Origin of the sequence: Flavobacterium sp. (assembly GCF_027484205.1) — a bacterium.
Lineage (GTDB): Bacteria > Bacteroidota > Bacteroidia > Flavobacteriales > Flavobacteriaceae > Flavobacterium.
Genome location: NZ_JAIXUB010000013.1, coordinates 87704 through 105490, shown reverse-complemented (window position 1 = coordinate 105490; position 17787 = coordinate 87704). Strand labels below are relative to the sequence as shown.

Here is a 17787-nt window from a genome sequence, read left to right as displayed (position 1 = left end):
AAAAAGTGGATTAAAAATCTTTATTAGATTATGTGTAATTTAAAATCCATAACTAAATAACATAAAACACGTATTTATACGCTATATCATGATTGTAAGTTTGGCTAATTTTGAACTATTGACTTACTAACCAAATTTTATAAACTATGGCAGAAAAATCCAACAACCAAAAAAAAAATAATGCTACAAATGCATTTAAAAGTAAACCAACAGCAAATAATGTTGCTTGTTGGGATAGTGACGGCAACCTTAAAGTAGTTACACAACGTCTGGAGGAAATGTTTGTTGAAATGGGCCAAAAAACCCGCATTGAAAATGGACAAAAACCTGCTGAACGACCAGTTTTTCGTAAGCAACACGGAATTGCATACGGAACTTTTACAATCAATAAAAATATTGATTCAAAATTTAAAATTGGTATTTTCGATGGTACTTCCTACGAATGTGCTGTACGTTTTTCAAGTGATACATCTCCAACTTCACCCGATTTGCATTCTACACTCGGATTAGGATTAAAATTATTTGGAGTTAAAGGACCAAAATTATTGGGTGAAGGTAACAATGCTGATTTTATCTTTCAAAATATAGATCGCTTTTTTGCACGTGATGCACAACAAATGTGTAGTTTCACAACCGCAGGTGTAGTAGATAAAGATTATGATACCTATATCAATAAACATCCAGAATTGTCAGCTATTCTAAATGCAATGAGTAAAGTTGAAGCGAGTTGCTTGAGTGCAAGTTATTGGGCCATTCTTCCTTTTAAACTGGGTGACAAACAAATCGTAAAATACCGTTTGGTTCCAGAAGATACCTACCAAGGTGCGCCATTTAACGATAACAATTATTTGGCTCTCGATTTGCAACAACGTCTGCGTCAACAACCTGCTAAATTTAGATTTGAAATTCAGCTACGCACAAATGATAAAACAATGCCTCTTGATGATGCGCAAGCAGTTTGGAGCACCGAAGAAAGTCCTTACATTAGTATAGCCGAATTACATTTTCCACAACAAGACATTTGCGCCATCGGTCAATCGGAGTTTGGAAATAACCTTTCCTTTAATATCTTTCGAATTTTAGCACAACACGAACCTCTTGGCTCAATTGCAGCTACACGAAAAGTAGTTTATGCGGCAAGCTCACATGTAAGACATCAAGCAAACGGACTTTCCACACAAGAACCAGAAACAATCAATCGTCCTTTCAAAGGTAATATCGATGAAAACAGTGATTGTATTGTAAAAGCAGGAATTTACCCTCCAATTGGTGTAATGCGCGTTGGAAATAGTGAAAACGAATTTTTTATTGGTCCATTGGTTTCAGAACCTGTTCCAATGTCAGATGAAAATGCATACAGAGATGCCACTGGAGCATTGAAACGTCAAGCTGCGCAATTCCGAATTTATGGTTTCAATGCAGCTGGAAAAGCTATAAAAGAATTAACATCTGAGAATTCAAAAATTACTTGGCATTCACATTTGGCAAACCAAAAAGCCTCATGGTATCAGTTTCAAATGGCATTGGATATTCCAGATGCTGCCACTGCTCCACCATCATTACTTAGAAACATTGATCTAAAAGATCGTAATTCACTTATTATTGATGGCGGATTACAAACAATCAGTAAACCAAATATAAAAAGTGGTCACGAATTTGTTGGAAAATTTCAAGAAAAACCAGTGTATTTGGGAGAAATGCGTACGGATGAAAAAGGTCGCTTAATTATGCTTGGCGGACACGGATTATCAGAAAACTTAAAAGGTGACATCGCCATTACTTTTGCTAATAATGAAGGTTGGTATGATGATATTTCCGATGGTCCAGTTACAGCCGAAGTTGAATACAATGGCGTATCACTCAAAGTTGATCCAGCTTGGGTAATTTGTGCTCCGCCTGATTATGCTCCAATGCAAAAATCAGTGCGAACTATGTGGGATTTAATGCGAGATGTTGCCGTAAGTTCTGGAATGTTAACACGTCCTGTTCGACCTTCATTCACTAAAGACATATTACCAATTTTTGAACGTATGACAAATTTACAATGGGTAAATGCAGGATTTGCAGCAGCTTTTGGTTGGGGTGGACAATTTGATTATACTACTTCTAAATGGAAAGTACGGTTGAATGATCCTTCGTCTGCCAATATGGAAATGCGACGTACAATTTCTAATAATTTCAGACGATTTGATTCATCTGGAGCAGAAGCACCACAACTTTGGCCATGGTTGTACGGTGATGCCATAAGTATTCCTTCTGAAGGTTCTGTACGACAACATGCAGCATTATCAAACTTACAATTGGCATTTTTAGACCAATGGGTAATGGGTGATTTTGATGCCGACTATATTGATATGACAGGCTGTCCTCATATTCCTGAACCAATTACTTTAGATAAATTACCTGTCGCTGAACAACCAGATATGATGACCAAAGCCGCAATGGAATTTTGTTTGGCAGATGCTTTTCATCCAGGTTGTGAAATGACTTGGCCAATGAGAACTGCAGGTATGTACATGGCGCCATTTCGATTATTACATGCACCAAAAACTCCTTTGGTAGATACTTCATATTATGGTCCAACAATGACTAGTGATGTATTTACCTTAGCAAAAGGACCACTTTTAGGCGGTCAAGTTGCAGGAGGAATTACTAGATGGATGGCAATTCCATGGCAAACGGATACTGCAAGTTGTCGTGATGGATATGTTTCTACTTATGATCCTTATGTTCCAACATTTTGGCCAGCACGTGTTCCAAATAATATTTTAGATGAAGAACGTTACAAAGAAGCCATCAATCCTAATCTTCCTGAAGAAACACGTAAACAAGCTTTTGCATATCGTAGAATGTGGCTTGACGATTTACCTCTTGACGGTCAAGATCCAACCTATACCAATCAAATTAATAGTATGGTTAAATATTTTGATAAATTAGCCGTAGTGCAACCACAAAAAGGAGTTGAAAATAGTGAAAACTTCCCAATGATTATGCAAGTTGGACTCACACCAACACCAGAGCAAGAAGCTAATTTACTTAAAGAAGCACTGAAAGAACTTCAAGGTATCTTAAAAACTAAAAAATCCCTTGATAAAAATGTGCAAGGTGTTCTAAAATTGGCCGTTACTCAATTATCCGATAAGGATTTGTTTACTGAACAAGATATGCTTTCTAACGCCAAAAATCAGTTGATTGAATTAGTAGAAACCGAATTAACCGATGATTTCCAATCGTCTCCAAGTGTACAAAAATTATTGAATTTATTATCTTCAAAAACAACACAATTAGTGAGAGCTAAACATCCTGGAGGTAATAGAGTTAATCTGGGCATGACAGACAAAGGAAATCGTTTCCATCGTTACGAACCAAAATAAAAGTAACGTTTAATTTATATGAAAACAAATCAACCTACAGAAGTTGATATAGCAATTATAGGCGGTGGCGTTGCAGGTTGTACTGCTGCCATCGCTCTTTCAGATTGCTATAAAGTGGCTGTAATTGATAAACTTGTAGAACCTATAGATCGAATTGGCGAATGTCTTGCACCAGCAGCACGACGTATTCTAAAACGTCTCAATTTGATTGAAGAATTTGAAAATAAAATTACGACATCAGAAAAAAAAATCCAGCAACGAAACAATGGAATACAATCTTATTGGGGAAGCGAAAAAGTGCAGATTACTGATTCTTTGAGAAATCCCGACGGATTTGGCTGGCAATTAAACCGAAAAGAATTTGAAATTTACTTGCGTGAAAGTACTCAGCAACGTATTATTGATTGTTTTTGGGGTTACAAATTACATCATTGTCAATATGAAAACCTTCATTGGATATTGAATTTTACAACTAATAATACACCTTCAGAAACGTTAACTATCAAAGCTAAATTTGTAATTGATGCTAGTGGAAGACAATCTCATTTTGCAAGAAAATTAGGCATAGAACGTGAAGTTATTGATAAACTTATTAGCTGTTGGGCTACCTTAACTAATGAAGAAATATCAAAATTGAGCACCATTTCAGCAGATGAATTGGGATGGTGGTATAGTGCACCATTACCAAACAACAAACGAGTTTTGGCTTTACAAACCGATTCCGATTTGATGGAACGCGCCAATCTAAAAAGCAAAGATGCCTTTCTACAATTGGCTTTAGCAAATCCTCAAATGGAGAGTATAATATCCAAAAATAAGCATAACATACAATTTAACGGAACCGTTTCAGCCAACTCAACTAAACTTTTTCAAGTAGCTGGACAACAATGGGCAGCTTTAGGAGATGCCGCAATCAGTTTTGATCCGTTATCATCTCAAGGAATGTTTAATGCTATGGCAAGTGCACTTCAACTCACAGATTTACTTCAGGAATTTGAAATTATAAATGAGCTCAACCTCAAAAAGCAACAACAATTTCAAACAACTTACACAAACCAAATTAATCAAATTTGGGAACACTACCTGAAACACAAACGCATTTTCTACAGTCAAGAATTACGCTGGAAAGATTCCGAGTTTTGGAAAAGAAGAATCTGATTTTTGAATTAGCCTTTTGATTATAAAAAAAGTATTTGATTCTACTAAAAAATAATTTTGATATCAATTGTTTATTCGTATTCTAAAAGCTTAATTACTATTCTTTTATTTCCAAAAAAAAACAGGTGTATTTACTCTATTTTCTGAATTTTTGATTTGGTAAATTTGAATTGCTTATAATGGATATGAGCAAAAAAATCTATTAATCATAAAATTCATTCAATGGAAAAAAATCAATTATCAAAACCAAATGATGCTTTAAATGCAGGTCGGTTATTACCGGAAGTTGTCGGATTCTCATTCTTTCATTTTGAAGGGAATGACGATGAAGTAAACGGATTTAAATTTGACATACGTTTTGGTGACGACAAATTCAGTGTTAAATTTTTTGAAGGTAATTCTGAATACGAAAACCAATCGGTAAAGTACCTCGTAGAAGACGAAAAACATGCCGATTTACTTAAAAACAGACACAAACTAATTCATGCCTTGCAAGAAAAGGTATTAGAACAAACACCTCAAGTTTGGTCTCTTTTTAGCAACTTAAAATCAAATAAACTTTAAAAATTCAGTAGTATGATAACACCCGGATTTCAAATCAAAAATGACACACAATGGCCTCTGATTATTTCTCTTAACCAAGTTGGTCCATTATATTATGAACTGGTTCAGCCAGGACAAGTTTTCAGAAGAGATACAGGAGCAGTTTGGTTTACAGTAAAAGCTAGAATATCTCCAAACAACACACTCGATATTGATACTTGGGACTGTGTATGGCCAATTGCTGCAATTGTTGGAGGTGTTTTGCTTGGTGCAGTTACTGGAGGATATTCTGCTTTTGCTGGAGTTGCTGGAAGTTTAGGAGCATCCGCTTTAGTCTCTGGAGGTGCTCTTTCTTTGTCTTCAATTGTAATTGAAGGAACTGTTGCTGGTGCATTAGCAACGATGACACCTGCTATGGGAGCCAAAGCACTAGCTGATATTTTTGAAGGAAGTTCAGACTTATCTAGTGCTGGCGAATATGCTGGACCGCCATGGCCTTTTAGAGAAGATATGAATATGCAAACCATTACTGGTGGTCCAAAAGCAAGTATAGGTGCTGATGGTAAAATTGTGCTTTCAAAAGGAGAACCTCTTCGTTTGAATGGATCTAGATACTAACAATAAATGATTCTACTTTATAATTCTTAGAAGTTACTTATCATTTTATGCTCATCACTTGAATAAACAAGGATATCGTTCAATTTACGAATCAATTGTTAATTCAAGTGATTTTTGCGTTAATAAATTTAGAGCAAAAACCTTTAAACATTCCCCGAATCTAATACATTATAAAAATTATTAGAATTTCTAAAATCTGTTTCCAAAAATATTTTTTATAGATATTCAACAGACATATTATAATTTTTGAAAACACTCAAAAAATTAAAAAAAATAGCTTTAATTTGTGTACAACAAACTAAACTTAAAATGCAATTCGACCCAAACGAGTTAGAACATTCTGCAGTATATAAATTACTAACAGGTTCAATCATTCCAAGACCTATTGGTTGGATTTCTACCATTGATAATAATGGCGTAAATAACCTTGCTCCTTTTTCCTATTTCAATATTGTAGGAGAAAAACACATTATGTTTTCTACTGCAAAAAACAAAGGAAACAACAAAGACACCTTGAACAACATACTTCAAAATAACGAATTTGTAGTAAACATGGTTACTGAAGAAGTTGTAGAAGCAATGAACATGACATCGGCAGAAATACCATCTAATGAAGATGAATTTAAATATGCCAATCTTACTCCTATTGATAGCGACTTGATACAACCAAAACGAGTTAAAGAATCTAAAATTTCTTTTGAGTGCAAAATGATTCATACTTACACTATGCCACATTCTGAAAATAATGGAGCGACTATGATTGTAGGTGAAATTGTAATGATGCATTTTGATGACGATGTTCTTTTAGATAATTACAAAATCAATATGGAAAATTACAAGCCAGTTTCAAGATTAGCAGGTTCAAATTATAGTAAAATAGGAGAAATGTTCTCTATCAAAAGAAGTTAAATAAAAATATAAAGTATCTTAAAAGAGATACTGAAAATAAGTTCTGTATAAATGAAAATAGCAGTAATTGGTGGTGGTCCAGGAGGACTTTACTTTTCAATCCTTACCCAAAAAGCAATGCCAAATTGCCAAATCGACATCTATGAACGTAACAAACCCGATGATAGTTTCGGATTTGGAGTCGTTTTTTCTGATGAAACTTTGGGTGAATTTCTAAAACGTGATATGGAATCGTATGAATTAATTCGTTCCAACTTTGCCTATTGGGATGACATTATAGTTGCAAGAGACGGTCAAAATGTAAACATTGCGGGAAATGGTTTTTGTGGTTGCTCACGTAAAACGTTGTTGAAATTATTGCATCAACGTTGCCGTGAAGAAGGAGTAAATCTTCATTTTGAACAAAATATTGATGATTTAAACCAATATAAAGATGCCGATATAATTATTGCTTCAGATGGTATTTCAAGTGGTATTCGCTCTAAATATGAAAAGGAATTTGGAACCAAAGTTGTTTTAAAGAAAAACCGTTTCGTTTGGCTAGGTTCTACAAAACCACTGGATGCTTTTACTTACTTTTTTAGAACTACTAAACACGGAGTAATCGTTGCTCATTCCTATCAATACGAACCTGGAATGAGTACATGGATTTTCGAATGTTCTGATGAAACTTGGCAAAAATTCCAGTTTGAAGTGACTAATGAAGAGGATACAATTTCAAAAATTGCAGAAATTTTCAAAGAAGAATTAGACGGACATCCACTAATTTCGAATAAATCACATTGGCGACAATTTCCTCATGTTACAAATGAAAAATGGTTTCATGAAAACATCGTTTTATTAGGTGATGCAAAAGCTACAGCCCACTACTCTATTGGTTCCGGAACAAAATTAGCCATGGATTGCGCCATTGGACTTTCGGATGCTGTAATTGCAAATCAAAACAATATCCAAGCCGCTTTTGAACAATACGATAAAATGCGAAGAACTCCTGTAGAAATGATTCAGTACGCCGCTTTAGTGTCTTTAGATTGGTTTGAAAACATGGATAGAAACAACCAACATCCTTTTTATCAATTTGCCTTTGGTTGCATGACACGTTCTAAAAAAGTAACTTTTGAAAATCTACAAATTAGAGATAAAACTTTTACAGACAAGGTTTTAAACGAGTTTTTCGAAACTTCAAACTCCCAGCTTCAGGCTTCCAACTCAAAATCGGCAGCTTTTTCAAATTTCAAATTAAGAGATTTAGAATTGCAAAACCGAATTGTAATGTCATCAATGGGACAATATTCGGCTAAAAATGGATTGGTAAACGATTGGCATTTCCAACATTATACTTCAAGAGCTATTGGAGGATTAGGATTGATTTTGACAGAAATGACAGCTGTTTCAGAAACTGGACGTATTACTTTAGGTTGCACAGGTATATATAATGAAAATCAAATAGTTGAATGGAAACGAATTAACGATTTTATTCATAAAAATACGCAAACAAAAATCGGAATTCAATTAGGACATTCTGGTAGAAAAGGTGCGTCTAAAATTCCTTGGGAAGACACTTTTTTGGGTGAAAGTTGGGAATTACTTTCAGCTTCTGCTATTCCATTTAATGAAGGTGGAATTATTCCAAAAGAAATGACATTAGCAGATATGGATTTGATAACTTCACAATTTGTTCAAGCTACAAAAAATTCAAACGATGCAAGATTTGATATGATTGAATTACAAGCGCATCACGGTTTTTTATTAGCTTCTTTTTTATCACCATTGACTAATGTAAGAACTGACGAATTTGGCGGAAACATTGAAAACCGATTAAAATTTCCATTACGAGTATTTAATGAAATGCGAGCTGTTTTCCCAGAAGGAAAACCAATGTCAGTTCGAATTTCAGCAACCGATTGGGCAGAAAACGGAATTTCTGTAGAAGATGTAATTGTAATAGCAACTGCTTTCAAAAATGCTGGAGCAGATATTATCAATGTTTCTACAGGAAATACGGTTGCAAATCAAAAGCCAATTACAGGCAGAATGTGGCAAACACCATTTTCAGATGCCGTTCGAAATACAGTTCATATTCCAACAATAACCGCTGGAACTATTCAAGATATTGATCAAATAAATACAATCATTTTAAACGGAAGAGCCGATTTGGTTGCTTTAGGAAGACCTTTATTATTAGATGCAAATTTTGTAAGAAATGCGCAAGCTTATGAACAATTTCAACCAAATGATATTCCAAATCAATACAAAATGGGAATTTCACATTTTTATTCAATAAAAGCTTCTGAAAGAAAACAAGTTGAAGGAATGAAAAAAGCTTTGAAACCGAAGAGTAATAAGAAGTAAAAAGATGTATAATATATAATTGTATATTGTAAAATTGAGTCAATATACATTTATAAAATATACAATATAGAATTTTTCAAATGAAACACTACGAAGATAATTTTGCTCACTTAAACTTGCCAAGTTTAGACTTGCAACCGAATTATGTTTTTACTGATTTACCGCAATTTCAGCATCCAGAAATGTTAAATTGTGTCGAAAAACTATTAGACAATCACATCAAAGAAGGTCGAGGAAACAACATTTGTATTCGAACTTTTGAGCAAATTTGGACCTATCAAGACTTGTTTGAAAAAGCCAATCAAATCGCTCATGTATTGGTAGATGATTTAGGTTTGAAATCTGGAAACAGAGTTTTAATTCGTTCAGCTAATAACCCAATGATGGTGGCTTGTTGGTTTGCAGTTTTAAAAGCTGGCGGAATTGTTGTAGCAACCATGCCTCTACTTCGTTCTAAAGAATTAACAACAATTATAGATTGTGCTGAAATTTCACATGCTTTTTGTGACAAAGAATTGGAAGAAGAAATTCATTTGGTAATCCCGAAGTTTCGGGACGATTTTTTAAAGAAAACCTGTTTCTACGGTAATTCTCAATTGGAAGAATTGATGGCTTCTAAACCAAAAACATTCGATAATTATCATTCAAAATCCGATTCGGTTGCCTTAATTGGGTTTACCTCAGGAACAACTGGTTTGCCAAAAATGACTGCTCATTATCATAAAGATATTTTGAATATTTGCGAATGCTTTCCAAAATATTCGTTAAAACCAACTCAAGATGATATTTTTACAGGAAGTCCACCACTTGGATTTACCTTTGGTTTAGGCGGATTGGTTTTATTTCCAATGTATTTTGGAGCATCGACTTTCTTAATCGAAAAACCAAGTCCTGATTTACTTTTAAAAGCCATTCAGGATCATAAAATCACCATTTGTTTTACGGCACCAACTGCTTGGCGAATCATTACAACTAAAGTAAATGAGTTTGATATTTCTAGCTTACGCAAATGTGTTTCTGCCGGTGAAACTTTACCATTAAAGGTTTGGCAAGATTGGTACGATGCAACTGGATTGAAAATTATTGACGGAATTGGAGCAACAGAAATGCTACATATTTTTATTTCATCCAATGAAAAAAATATGAAACCTGGCGCAACTGGTGTTGCAATTACAGGATATGAAGCCAAAATTATCGACGCAAAAGGAAACGAATTGCCAAGAAACGAAGCAGGAAGATTAGCCGTTAGAGGAATTACAGGTTGTAAATATTTGAACAGAGAAGACAAACAAAAAGAATATGTTGAAAACGGTTGGAACATTACCGGAGATATTTTCCGTCAAGATGAAGATGGTTATTTTTGGTTTGTAGCTCGTGGCGATGATATGATTATTTCTTCAGGTTACAATATTGCCGCAATTGAAGTAGAATCGGTACTTTTAACCCATGAAGATATTTTAGAATGTGCTGTAGTAGGATTGCCCGATGAAGAACGTGGAATGTTAGTTTGTGCGCATATAGTTTTGAAAGATTATACTAAAGCAACAGATGCAATGAAAAACCGTATTCAACATTGGTTCAAAGAAGTTGCTGCACCATATAAATATCCTAGAGTAATTAATTTTATAGAAAATTTACCAAAAACAGAAACAGGTAAAATTCAACGATTTAAGTTGAAATAAAATTCGTGAAATAATAACAAAAATAGAATTTGTGCAAATTAGTGCAATTCGTGTCTAAAATAAAAATGAGAAAAGCATTCCTAATAATAAGCATAACTATTCTTTCCTTAACAGGAATATTAATTTACGTCAATTGGAAATTCAGTTTTCTACTATTGATATTTATTCCATTGATTTTAATGGGTTTATATGATATGTATCAATCCAAGAAAACCATTCGTAGAAATTTTCCTTTACTAGGAAGAATGCGTTATTTGTTAGAAAGCCTTGGACCAGAAATACGTCAATATTTTATTGAAACCGATTTAGATGGAAAACCATTCAATCGTTTGCAAAGAAGTATCGTATATCAACGAAGCAAAAAAGAATCTGATTCTATGCCTTTCGGAACACAATTAGATGTATATCAAGATGGCTACGAATGGATTAATCACAGTATTCGTGCCATTCCTTTTTCTAAAGTAAACGAAAATCCTAAAGTTCATATTGGTTCGTCTCAATGTACTAAACCTTATGATGCAAGTATGTTCAACATTAGTGCCATGAGTTTTGGTTCGTTGAGTAAAAATGCCATTTTAGCACTGAACAACGGAGCAAAACAAGGCGGATTTTACCACAATACAGGCGAAGGAGGACTTTCTCCATATCATCTTCAAGGTGGCGATGTAGTTTGGAATATCGGTACAGGTTATTTCAGTTGTCGTACCAATGATGGAAAATTCAATTATGATGAATTTGTAAAAAGAGCGACTTTGGACAATGTCAAAATGATTGAAATTAAGTTTTCTCAAGGAGCAAAACCTGGTCATGGAGGAATTTTACCAAAAGAGAAAGTAACTGATGAAATTGCAGCTATTCGTTTAGTTTCAAAAGGACAAGATATTTTATCACCACCAACGCACTCTGCTTTTACAACACCATTGGAATTAATGGATTTTGTAAAATTATTGAGAAAAGGTTCCGAAGGAAAACCTATTGGAATCAAAATTTGTATCGGAAATAAATCCGAGTTTTTATCTATTTGTAAAGCAATGGTTGAAACCAAAACGTATTTAGATTTTATTACTGTTGATGGTGGCGAAGGTGGAACTGGCGCAGCACCACAAGAATATTCTGATCACGTTGGAATGCCTTTGCGCGATGCAATTGCCTTTGTTTACGATGCTTTGAACGGTTTCGGAATCAAAGACCAAATCAAAATAATTGCTTCTGGAAAAGTAATAACAGGTTTTGATATTGTACGAACATTATCACTTGGAGCCGATTTATGTAACTCAGCACGCGGAATGATGTTTGCCTTGGGTTGTATTCAAGCGCTCGAATGTCATAACAATACGTGTCCAACAGGAGTTGCTACTCAAAATCCCGATTTAATGAAAGGTTTAGTTCCCGAAGAAAAAAGCGTCAGAGTTGCTCGTTTCCAACACGAAACTGTAAAATCGGCAATGGATTTAATGGCATCTGCAGGATTATCGCATCCTGACGAAGTAACTCGTGACGTAATCACCACAAGAATCGACCGAAACAAAGTAGAAACTTTTGCTGAAATATTTCCCGAATTAGAAACGGGTTGTTTGTTATTTGAAAGTACAGTTCCAAAAGAATTTTTGTACTTTTGGAGAAAAGCTAGTAGTGAAAAATTTTAATACACAAACTTTTAAACTCTGACAGGGTTAAATATCAAATAACATGAACCAACCTTTTATAAAACAAGAAAAAATCCGTTTCAAACACATTGATTACGCAGGAATAGTCTTCTATCCTCGTTTTCTCGAAATGCTCAATGATTTGGTGGAAGATTGGTTTGAAGAAGCCTTAGAAAGACCTTTCTCCAAAATGCACGAAACCAATGGAATTCCTACAGTTGACTTGAAAGTACAATTCAAAAATGCAGCTCGGATTGGAGAAACTTTAACCAAAAAACTTTGGGTAAAAGAACTAAAAACATCATCAATAATTTGCGGATTTCAATTTGTTAATCAAAACGAACAAACCGTTTTAGAAGGCGAAGTAACTTTGGTAAACGTAAAAATTCAAGAAGATAGACAAAGCATCAAAGCGGAAGCTTTTAATGAGGAAATAAAAGAAAAGATATCTAACTTTAACATTGAATAAATTATGAAAAAATCAATTTTTATACTATTATTTTTTTTAGCGTTTAATAGTTATTCACAAGTGGTAAATTCACATTACAAAAAAGTTTATGAATTCGATGTGTATCAAAAAGATTGGGCCTTAGTTAAAACAGTTGCAAATACTTTCGGATTTATAAATAAAGAAAACAAAGAAATAGTACCTGCTATTTATTCAAAAATTTATTCTTTTGAAAAAAAAGAAAATAATAGTGAGTATGCTTTAGTAAAAAATGTTGCTGGCGCTTTCGGATTTATAAATGAAAATGGAAAAGAAATTATTAAAACTATCTATTGGAACAAAGAAGAAGCTATTCAACAATTAAATATTTTTTTAAATGAACTTTAAAAAATTCAAAGCCGCAACTGTTCAAACATCACCTGTTTTTCTGAATGTAGAAAAAACTATAGATAAAGCTATTTTTTTCATCAAAGAAGCCAGTCAAAACGGAGCGCAATTAATAGCATTTCCAGAGGTTTTCATCGCAGGATATCCTTATTGGAATTGGATCATGACTCCTGTTCAAGGAAGTAAATGGTACGAACAATTGTATAAAAATTCTATTGCTGTTTCAGATGAATCGATGAAACCATTATTCCAAGCAGCAAAAGATAACAACATACATATTGTAATCGGAATCAATGAACGCGGCGATTCTTATGGTGAAATTTACAACACTAATTTAGTAATAGACAACAACGGTAATCTAATTGGAAAACACAGAAAGTTAGTACCAACTTGGGCTGAAAAACTTACTTGGACTTCAGGCGATGGTTCATCTTTAAAAGTTTACAATACAGAAATTGGTCCAATTGGAACACTTGCTTGTGGAGAAAACACAAATACGTTAGCACGTTTTACACTGCTTTCACAAGGCGAATTAATTCACATTGCCAATTACATTTCGCTTCCAGTGGCACCACCAGATTACAACATGGCAGAAGCTATTAAAATTCGTGCTGCAGCACATTCATTTGAAGGAAAATTGTTTACCATAGTTTCATGTTCCACAATTTCACAAGAAATAAAAGACGCTTTACGAGAAGATGTTCCTAATGTTGATGAACTTTTAACTAGAAAGAATTCTGCTTTTTCAGGATTTATCGGACCAAATGGCGCTGTAATTGGCGAACCATTAATTGATGATGAAGGAATGGTTTATGCCGATATTGATTTAGAAAAATGCATCCAACCTAAACAAATGCACGATATTCTCGGACATTACAATAGATTTGATATTTTCGATTTGAGAGTAAATATTGCTCCTACTCGAAAGATTACGTTTATTGATAATCACGAGGAGTTTAATAAAAGATAATTATATTATTGGTGACTTCGAGTGCCTCAGCCACCAATATAAAAAATAGAAATATGAACCAAAACCATTCAGACGATCAAATAGGAAGAGCAAGAGTTCAAGATACACCTGAACTTGAAGCTTATTATAAAGAACTTGAAACACTTGGCGCTGGCGCATTATGGACTGTTGCGAACGATATCGAACCTTGGGAACCAAGAAGTTCTTCTGTTCCAATGCTTTGGAAATATGATGATTTACGCGAATTAGTTTTAAAATCATCCGAATTAGTTACGCCAGAACAAGCAGGAAGACGCGTGGTCTATTTAGTAAATGACAAACGAAAAGACGTTTCAGCAGCTGTTGGTTGGTTATATACCGGAATTCAAGTAACTCGTCCAGGCGAAAGCACTTCAGCACATCGTCACAAGGCTTCTGCCCTACGATTTATTATGGAAGGCGAAAAAGGATACACGGTTGTTGATGGCAATAAAATAATGTTAGAAGTCAATGATTTTGTAATCACTCCCAATTCAACATGGCACGAACATGGAGTTGAAGAAGGCGGAAAAACGTGTATTTGGCAAGATGGTTTGGACATTCCTCTAGTAAATGCGCTTGAAGCAAATGATTATGCTGTTTACGATGGCAAACAAGAATTGGTAAAACCATTAAATTATTCACCGATAACTTACGGTTGTGCCGGTTTAATTCCAGCCGATAAAACTTGGGACAAACCCTATTCACCATTATTCAAATATTCGTGGAAAAGCGTATATCCTGCACTTTTGGAAGCTCAAAAAGTAAATGAGGTCAATCCTTTTGATGGTATTTTTATGAACTATTCTAATCCATTAACAGGCGGACACGTAATGCAAACCATGGGTGCAGCGATGCAATTATTACCAGCAGGTTTCAAAGGAAAAGCGCACAAACACACTGGTTCATTTGTTTATCAATGCGCAAAAGGAAAAGGATATTCCATAATCAATGGAAAACGATTTGATTGGAAAGAACGAGATATTTTTTGTGTTCCATCTTGGGCTTGGCATGAGCATCACAATTTATCAGATACGGAAGATGCTTGCTTATTCAATTTCAATGATTTACCTGTAATTGAAAGTCTGGGATTGTATCAAGGAAGAGAATTGGAAGAAAATAACGGATATCAGAAAACAGAATAAATAATAAAGATTTTAACTTGGCGCCTTTGCGTCTTAGCGGCATAAAACATGAAACTACTTACCTATAAAACAGAAGATACCGAACCAAGATTAGGTTTTTTACACAACAATCAAGTAATTGACATGGAAGATTTTGGTGAAATATCCAATTTTCCATTACCCGACAATATGTTGGATTTAATTGATATGGGATTTGAATTAGTTGAAGAACTTAACGATATGATTGCAGAAACTGAGCAATCGTTTTTCGATGAAATTGCCTACGAAATGGACGAAGTAACCTTCCTTGCTCCTATTCCAAAACCTAGAAAAAATATCATCGGAATAGGTTTAAATTATACCGAACACGTTGCGGAAAGTGCAAGAACATTAGATACAACAGGAAAATTACCTCAAAAACCAATTATATTTTCAAAACCACCAACAACAGTAACTGCTACTAATACAGAAATCATAAAAAACACCAAACTTACAGAACAATTGGATTGGGAAGTTGAATTGGCTGTGGTAATTGGAAAAAAAGGAAAATATGTTCCTAAAGCTGATGCTATGGATTATGTTTTTGGATATACAGTAATCAACGATATTTCTGCTCGTGATTGTCGTCGTGAAGGACAATGGATTGTTTCAAAAGGACAAGATACATTTGCACCAATGGGACCAATTTTAGTAACCAAAGACGAAATAGAAAACCCACACAATTTGAATTTATCTTTAAAAGTAAATGGTGTTGAAAAACAAAATTCAAATACCAAATTTCTATTATTCAATATCAATGATTTGATTGAAGATTTGAGTATCGTTTTCACCTTAGAACCAGGCGATATTATTGCCACAGGAACTCCATCTGGCGTTGGCGCAGGAAGAAATCCACAAGAATGGTTATACGATGGCGATGTGGTTGAAGCATTTGTAGAAGGAATTGGAACGATTGTGAATACGGTTAAAGAAATTAATTAATGAAATCACTATTTAAATTTATAAGAAATTATTTTAAAGCAAAAAAAGATATTGAAAATATAGATAGAAGTGATTGGAAAGGCAAAGATTTTGAGTTTATGATAACTGGTGACATCAATATTCCCATTGACAAATTTGAAGAAATCATGTTGCCAAAATCATTAGAATTAAAAGAAATTCAACGAGATAATTGGACTTACTATCAGTTCGGAGAAAATGAATTTACATTTTCAGATGAAATGGTCGGAATTCAAATGTCGTTCAATGACTCAATACATTATATTTTAGCAAAAGAAATTGTAGATGAAGTTTTAGAACAAATAAAATCTTTTGGACAAACTCCAGAATTATTAATTCTTCGTTCAGATACAATTTATAAATTTAGTTAACATGAAAAAATACAGAATAGGACAAATAGTTCCATCTTCAAACGTAACGATGGAAACCGAAATACCAGCAATTTTCCGTTCACGTGAAACCATTTTGCTAGAACGTTTTACGTTTCATTCAAGCAGAATGAGAATGAAAAAAGTAACCAAAGAAGAACTCGAGGCTATGGATGCCATGAGTTTGAAGTGTGCTCAAGAACTTTCAGATGCTCATGTTGATGTTATTGGTTATGCTTGTTTGGTTGCCATTATGAGTATGGGAAGAGGTTATCATTGCGTTTCGGAAGTGAATTTGCACCAAGAAACCGTTGCTAATGACTTTCCTACTCCAATTGTAACTTCGGCTGGAGCTTTAATAAATGGTTTGAAAGTTTTAGGAGCCAAACAAATTTCAATTATTACACCTTACATGCGACCTTTGACTGACATGGTTGTCGATTATATTGAACATCAAGGTATCAAAGTGAAACAAAGTATTGCTTTAGAAATTCCTGATAATTTAGAAGTTGCTGCTCAAAACCCAATGAATTTATTGGAAATCTACAAACAATTAGACTTAACAGATGTTGATGTTTTAGTAGTATCTGCATGTGTACAAATGCCATCTTTAGAAGCAATTGATTTAATTCAAGCAGAATGTGGCATTCCTGTAACATCGGCAGCTGTTTGTACAACTTATGAAATGATGAAAAAATTAGGAATCGAAGCAAAATCAGCTATTGGAGGAGAATTATTAAATGGAAAATATTAACTGGGAAACCGTAAACGGAAAATTAGTAACTAATTTAAAGTTTACATCGCAAACACAATTGGTTGAATTTCTTCTGAAAATTGCACATTTTGCAGATGAAATGAATCATCATCCCGATTGTAAAATTCACAAAGCATTTCAATTAGAAATTTCATTATTTACACATGATAAAAATGAAATTACAGATTTAGATTGTCAATTGGCTAAAAAAATAGAAAGTATAATTACAAACTAAAATTCTATGAAAAACTTAATAGCATTTATTGCAGCATTTTTTGCGGCTAAGAAAACTAAATTTGGCTGTTTTGGAACTATAATCGTTTTTATTGTTGTGTATTGGTTGGTTAAGAAAATTTTATAAAAATAAAAAAGTACTACAAATTATATTTCCTCAAAAATTTAGACAAATTTTTACAAGTATTTTATTGCACAGTAAA

16 protein-coding genes are annotated in these 17787 nt (G+C 33.9%); all 16 read left to right on the top strand.

Features of this window, described 5'->3' with window-relative positions; all coding sequences use genetic code 11:
• The first annotated feature begins 146 nt into the window (after positions 1–146).
• The 16 genes from Q0049_RS04645 to Q0049_RS04570 all read left to right on the top strand — a co-directional run bounded on the left by Q0049_RS04645 (position 147) and on the right by Q0049_RS04570 (position 17585).
• A complete protein-coding gene (locus Q0049_RS04645; protein WP_298117082.1) occupies positions 147–3374 on the top strand; it encodes a LodA/GoxA family CTQ-dependent oxidase in 3228 nt (1075 codons plus the stop codon).
• An 18-nt stretch (positions 3375–3392) separates the two neighbouring features.
• Positions 3393–4532: a tryptophan 7-halogenase gene (locus Q0049_RS04640; protein ID WP_298117079.1), complete on the top strand. Its 1140-nt coding sequence runs from the start codon at positions 3393–3395 to the stop codon at positions 4530–4532.
• A gap of 222 nt (positions 4533–4754) precedes the next feature.
• A complete protein-coding gene (locus Q0049_RS04635; RefSeq protein WP_298117077.1) occupies positions 4755–5096 on the top strand; it encodes a hypothetical protein in 342 nt (113 codons plus the stop codon).
• Between the two features lie 12 nt (positions 5097–5108).
• On the top strand, positions 5109–5693 hold the full coding sequence (locus Q0049_RS04630) for a hypothetical protein (RefSeq protein WP_298117075.1): 585 nt from the start codon (positions 5109–5111) through the stop codon (positions 5691–5693).
• 309 nt (positions 5694–6002) lie between these two features.
• Positions 6003–6602, top strand: a complete 600-nt coding sequence (locus Q0049_RS04625; protein ID WP_298117073.1) for a flavin reductase family protein — start codon at positions 6003–6005, stop codon at positions 6600–6602.
• A gap of 51 nt (positions 6603–6653) precedes the next feature.
• Positions 6654–8954 carry a bifunctional salicylyl-CoA 5-hydroxylase/oxidoreductase gene (locus Q0049_RS04620; protein WP_298117071.1) on the top strand — a complete coding sequence of 767 codons (2301 nt, stop codon included), beginning with the start codon at positions 6654–6656 and terminating at the stop codon, positions 8952–8954.
• Positions 8955–9034: 80 nt separating this feature from the next.
• On the top strand, positions 9035–10636 hold the full coding sequence (locus tag Q0049_RS04615; RefSeq protein ID WP_298117069.1) for an AMP-binding protein: 1602 nt from the start codon (positions 9035–9037) through the stop codon (positions 10634–10636).
• Between the two features lie 65 nt (positions 10637–10701).
• Positions 10702–12282, top strand: a complete 1581-nt coding sequence (locus tag Q0049_RS04610; RefSeq protein WP_298117067.1) for an FMN-binding glutamate synthase family protein — start codon at positions 10702–10704, stop codon at positions 12280–12282.
• A gap of 43 nt (positions 12283–12325) precedes the next feature.
• Positions 12326–12751: a thioesterase family protein gene (locus Q0049_RS04605; protein WP_298117065.1), complete on the top strand. Its 426-nt coding sequence runs from the start codon at positions 12326–12328 to the stop codon at positions 12749–12751.
• A 3-nt stretch (positions 12752–12754) separates the two neighbouring features.
• On the top strand, positions 12755–13117 hold the full coding sequence (locus tag Q0049_RS04600) for a WG repeat-containing protein (RefSeq protein ID WP_298117063.1): 363 nt from the start codon (positions 12755–12757) through the stop codon (positions 13115–13117).
• Positions 13107–14087, top strand: coding sequence for a carbon-nitrogen hydrolase family protein (locus Q0049_RS04595; RefSeq protein ID WP_298117061.1), 981 nt, complete (start codon positions 13107–13109; stop codon positions 14085–14087). Before Q0049_RS04600 ends, Q0049_RS04595 begins: the two co-directional genes overlap by 11 nt.
• 53 nt (positions 14088–14140) lie before the next feature.
• Positions 14141–15250, top strand: coding sequence for a cupin domain-containing protein (locus Q0049_RS04590; protein ID WP_298117059.1), 1110 nt, complete (start codon positions 14141–14143; stop codon positions 15248–15250).
• Positions 15251–15298: 48 nt separating this feature from the next.
• Positions 15299–16210: a fumarylacetoacetate hydrolase family protein gene (locus Q0049_RS04585; protein WP_298117057.1), complete on the top strand. Its 912-nt coding sequence runs from the start codon at positions 15299–15301 to the stop codon at positions 16208–16210.
• Positions 16210–16599 (top strand): hypothetical protein, encoded by a 390-nt coding sequence (locus Q0049_RS04580; RefSeq protein ID WP_298117055.1) that lies wholly within the window; start codon positions 16210–16212, stop codon positions 16597–16599. The genes Q0049_RS04585 and Q0049_RS04580 overlap by 1 nt, the downstream gene beginning before the upstream one ends.
• Position 16600: 1 nt before the next feature.
• Complete coding sequence (locus Q0049_RS04575) at positions 16601–17350, top strand: Asp/Glu racemase (RefSeq protein WP_298117053.1); 750 nt, start codon at positions 16601–16603, stop codon at positions 17348–17350.
• On the top strand, positions 17337–17585 hold the full coding sequence (locus Q0049_RS04570) for a 4a-hydroxytetrahydrobiopterin dehydratase (protein WP_298117051.1): 249 nt from the start codon (positions 17337–17339) through the stop codon (positions 17583–17585). Before Q0049_RS04575 ends, Q0049_RS04570 begins: the two co-directional genes overlap by 14 nt.
• The last annotated feature ends 202 nt before the right edge of the window (positions 17586–17787 follow it).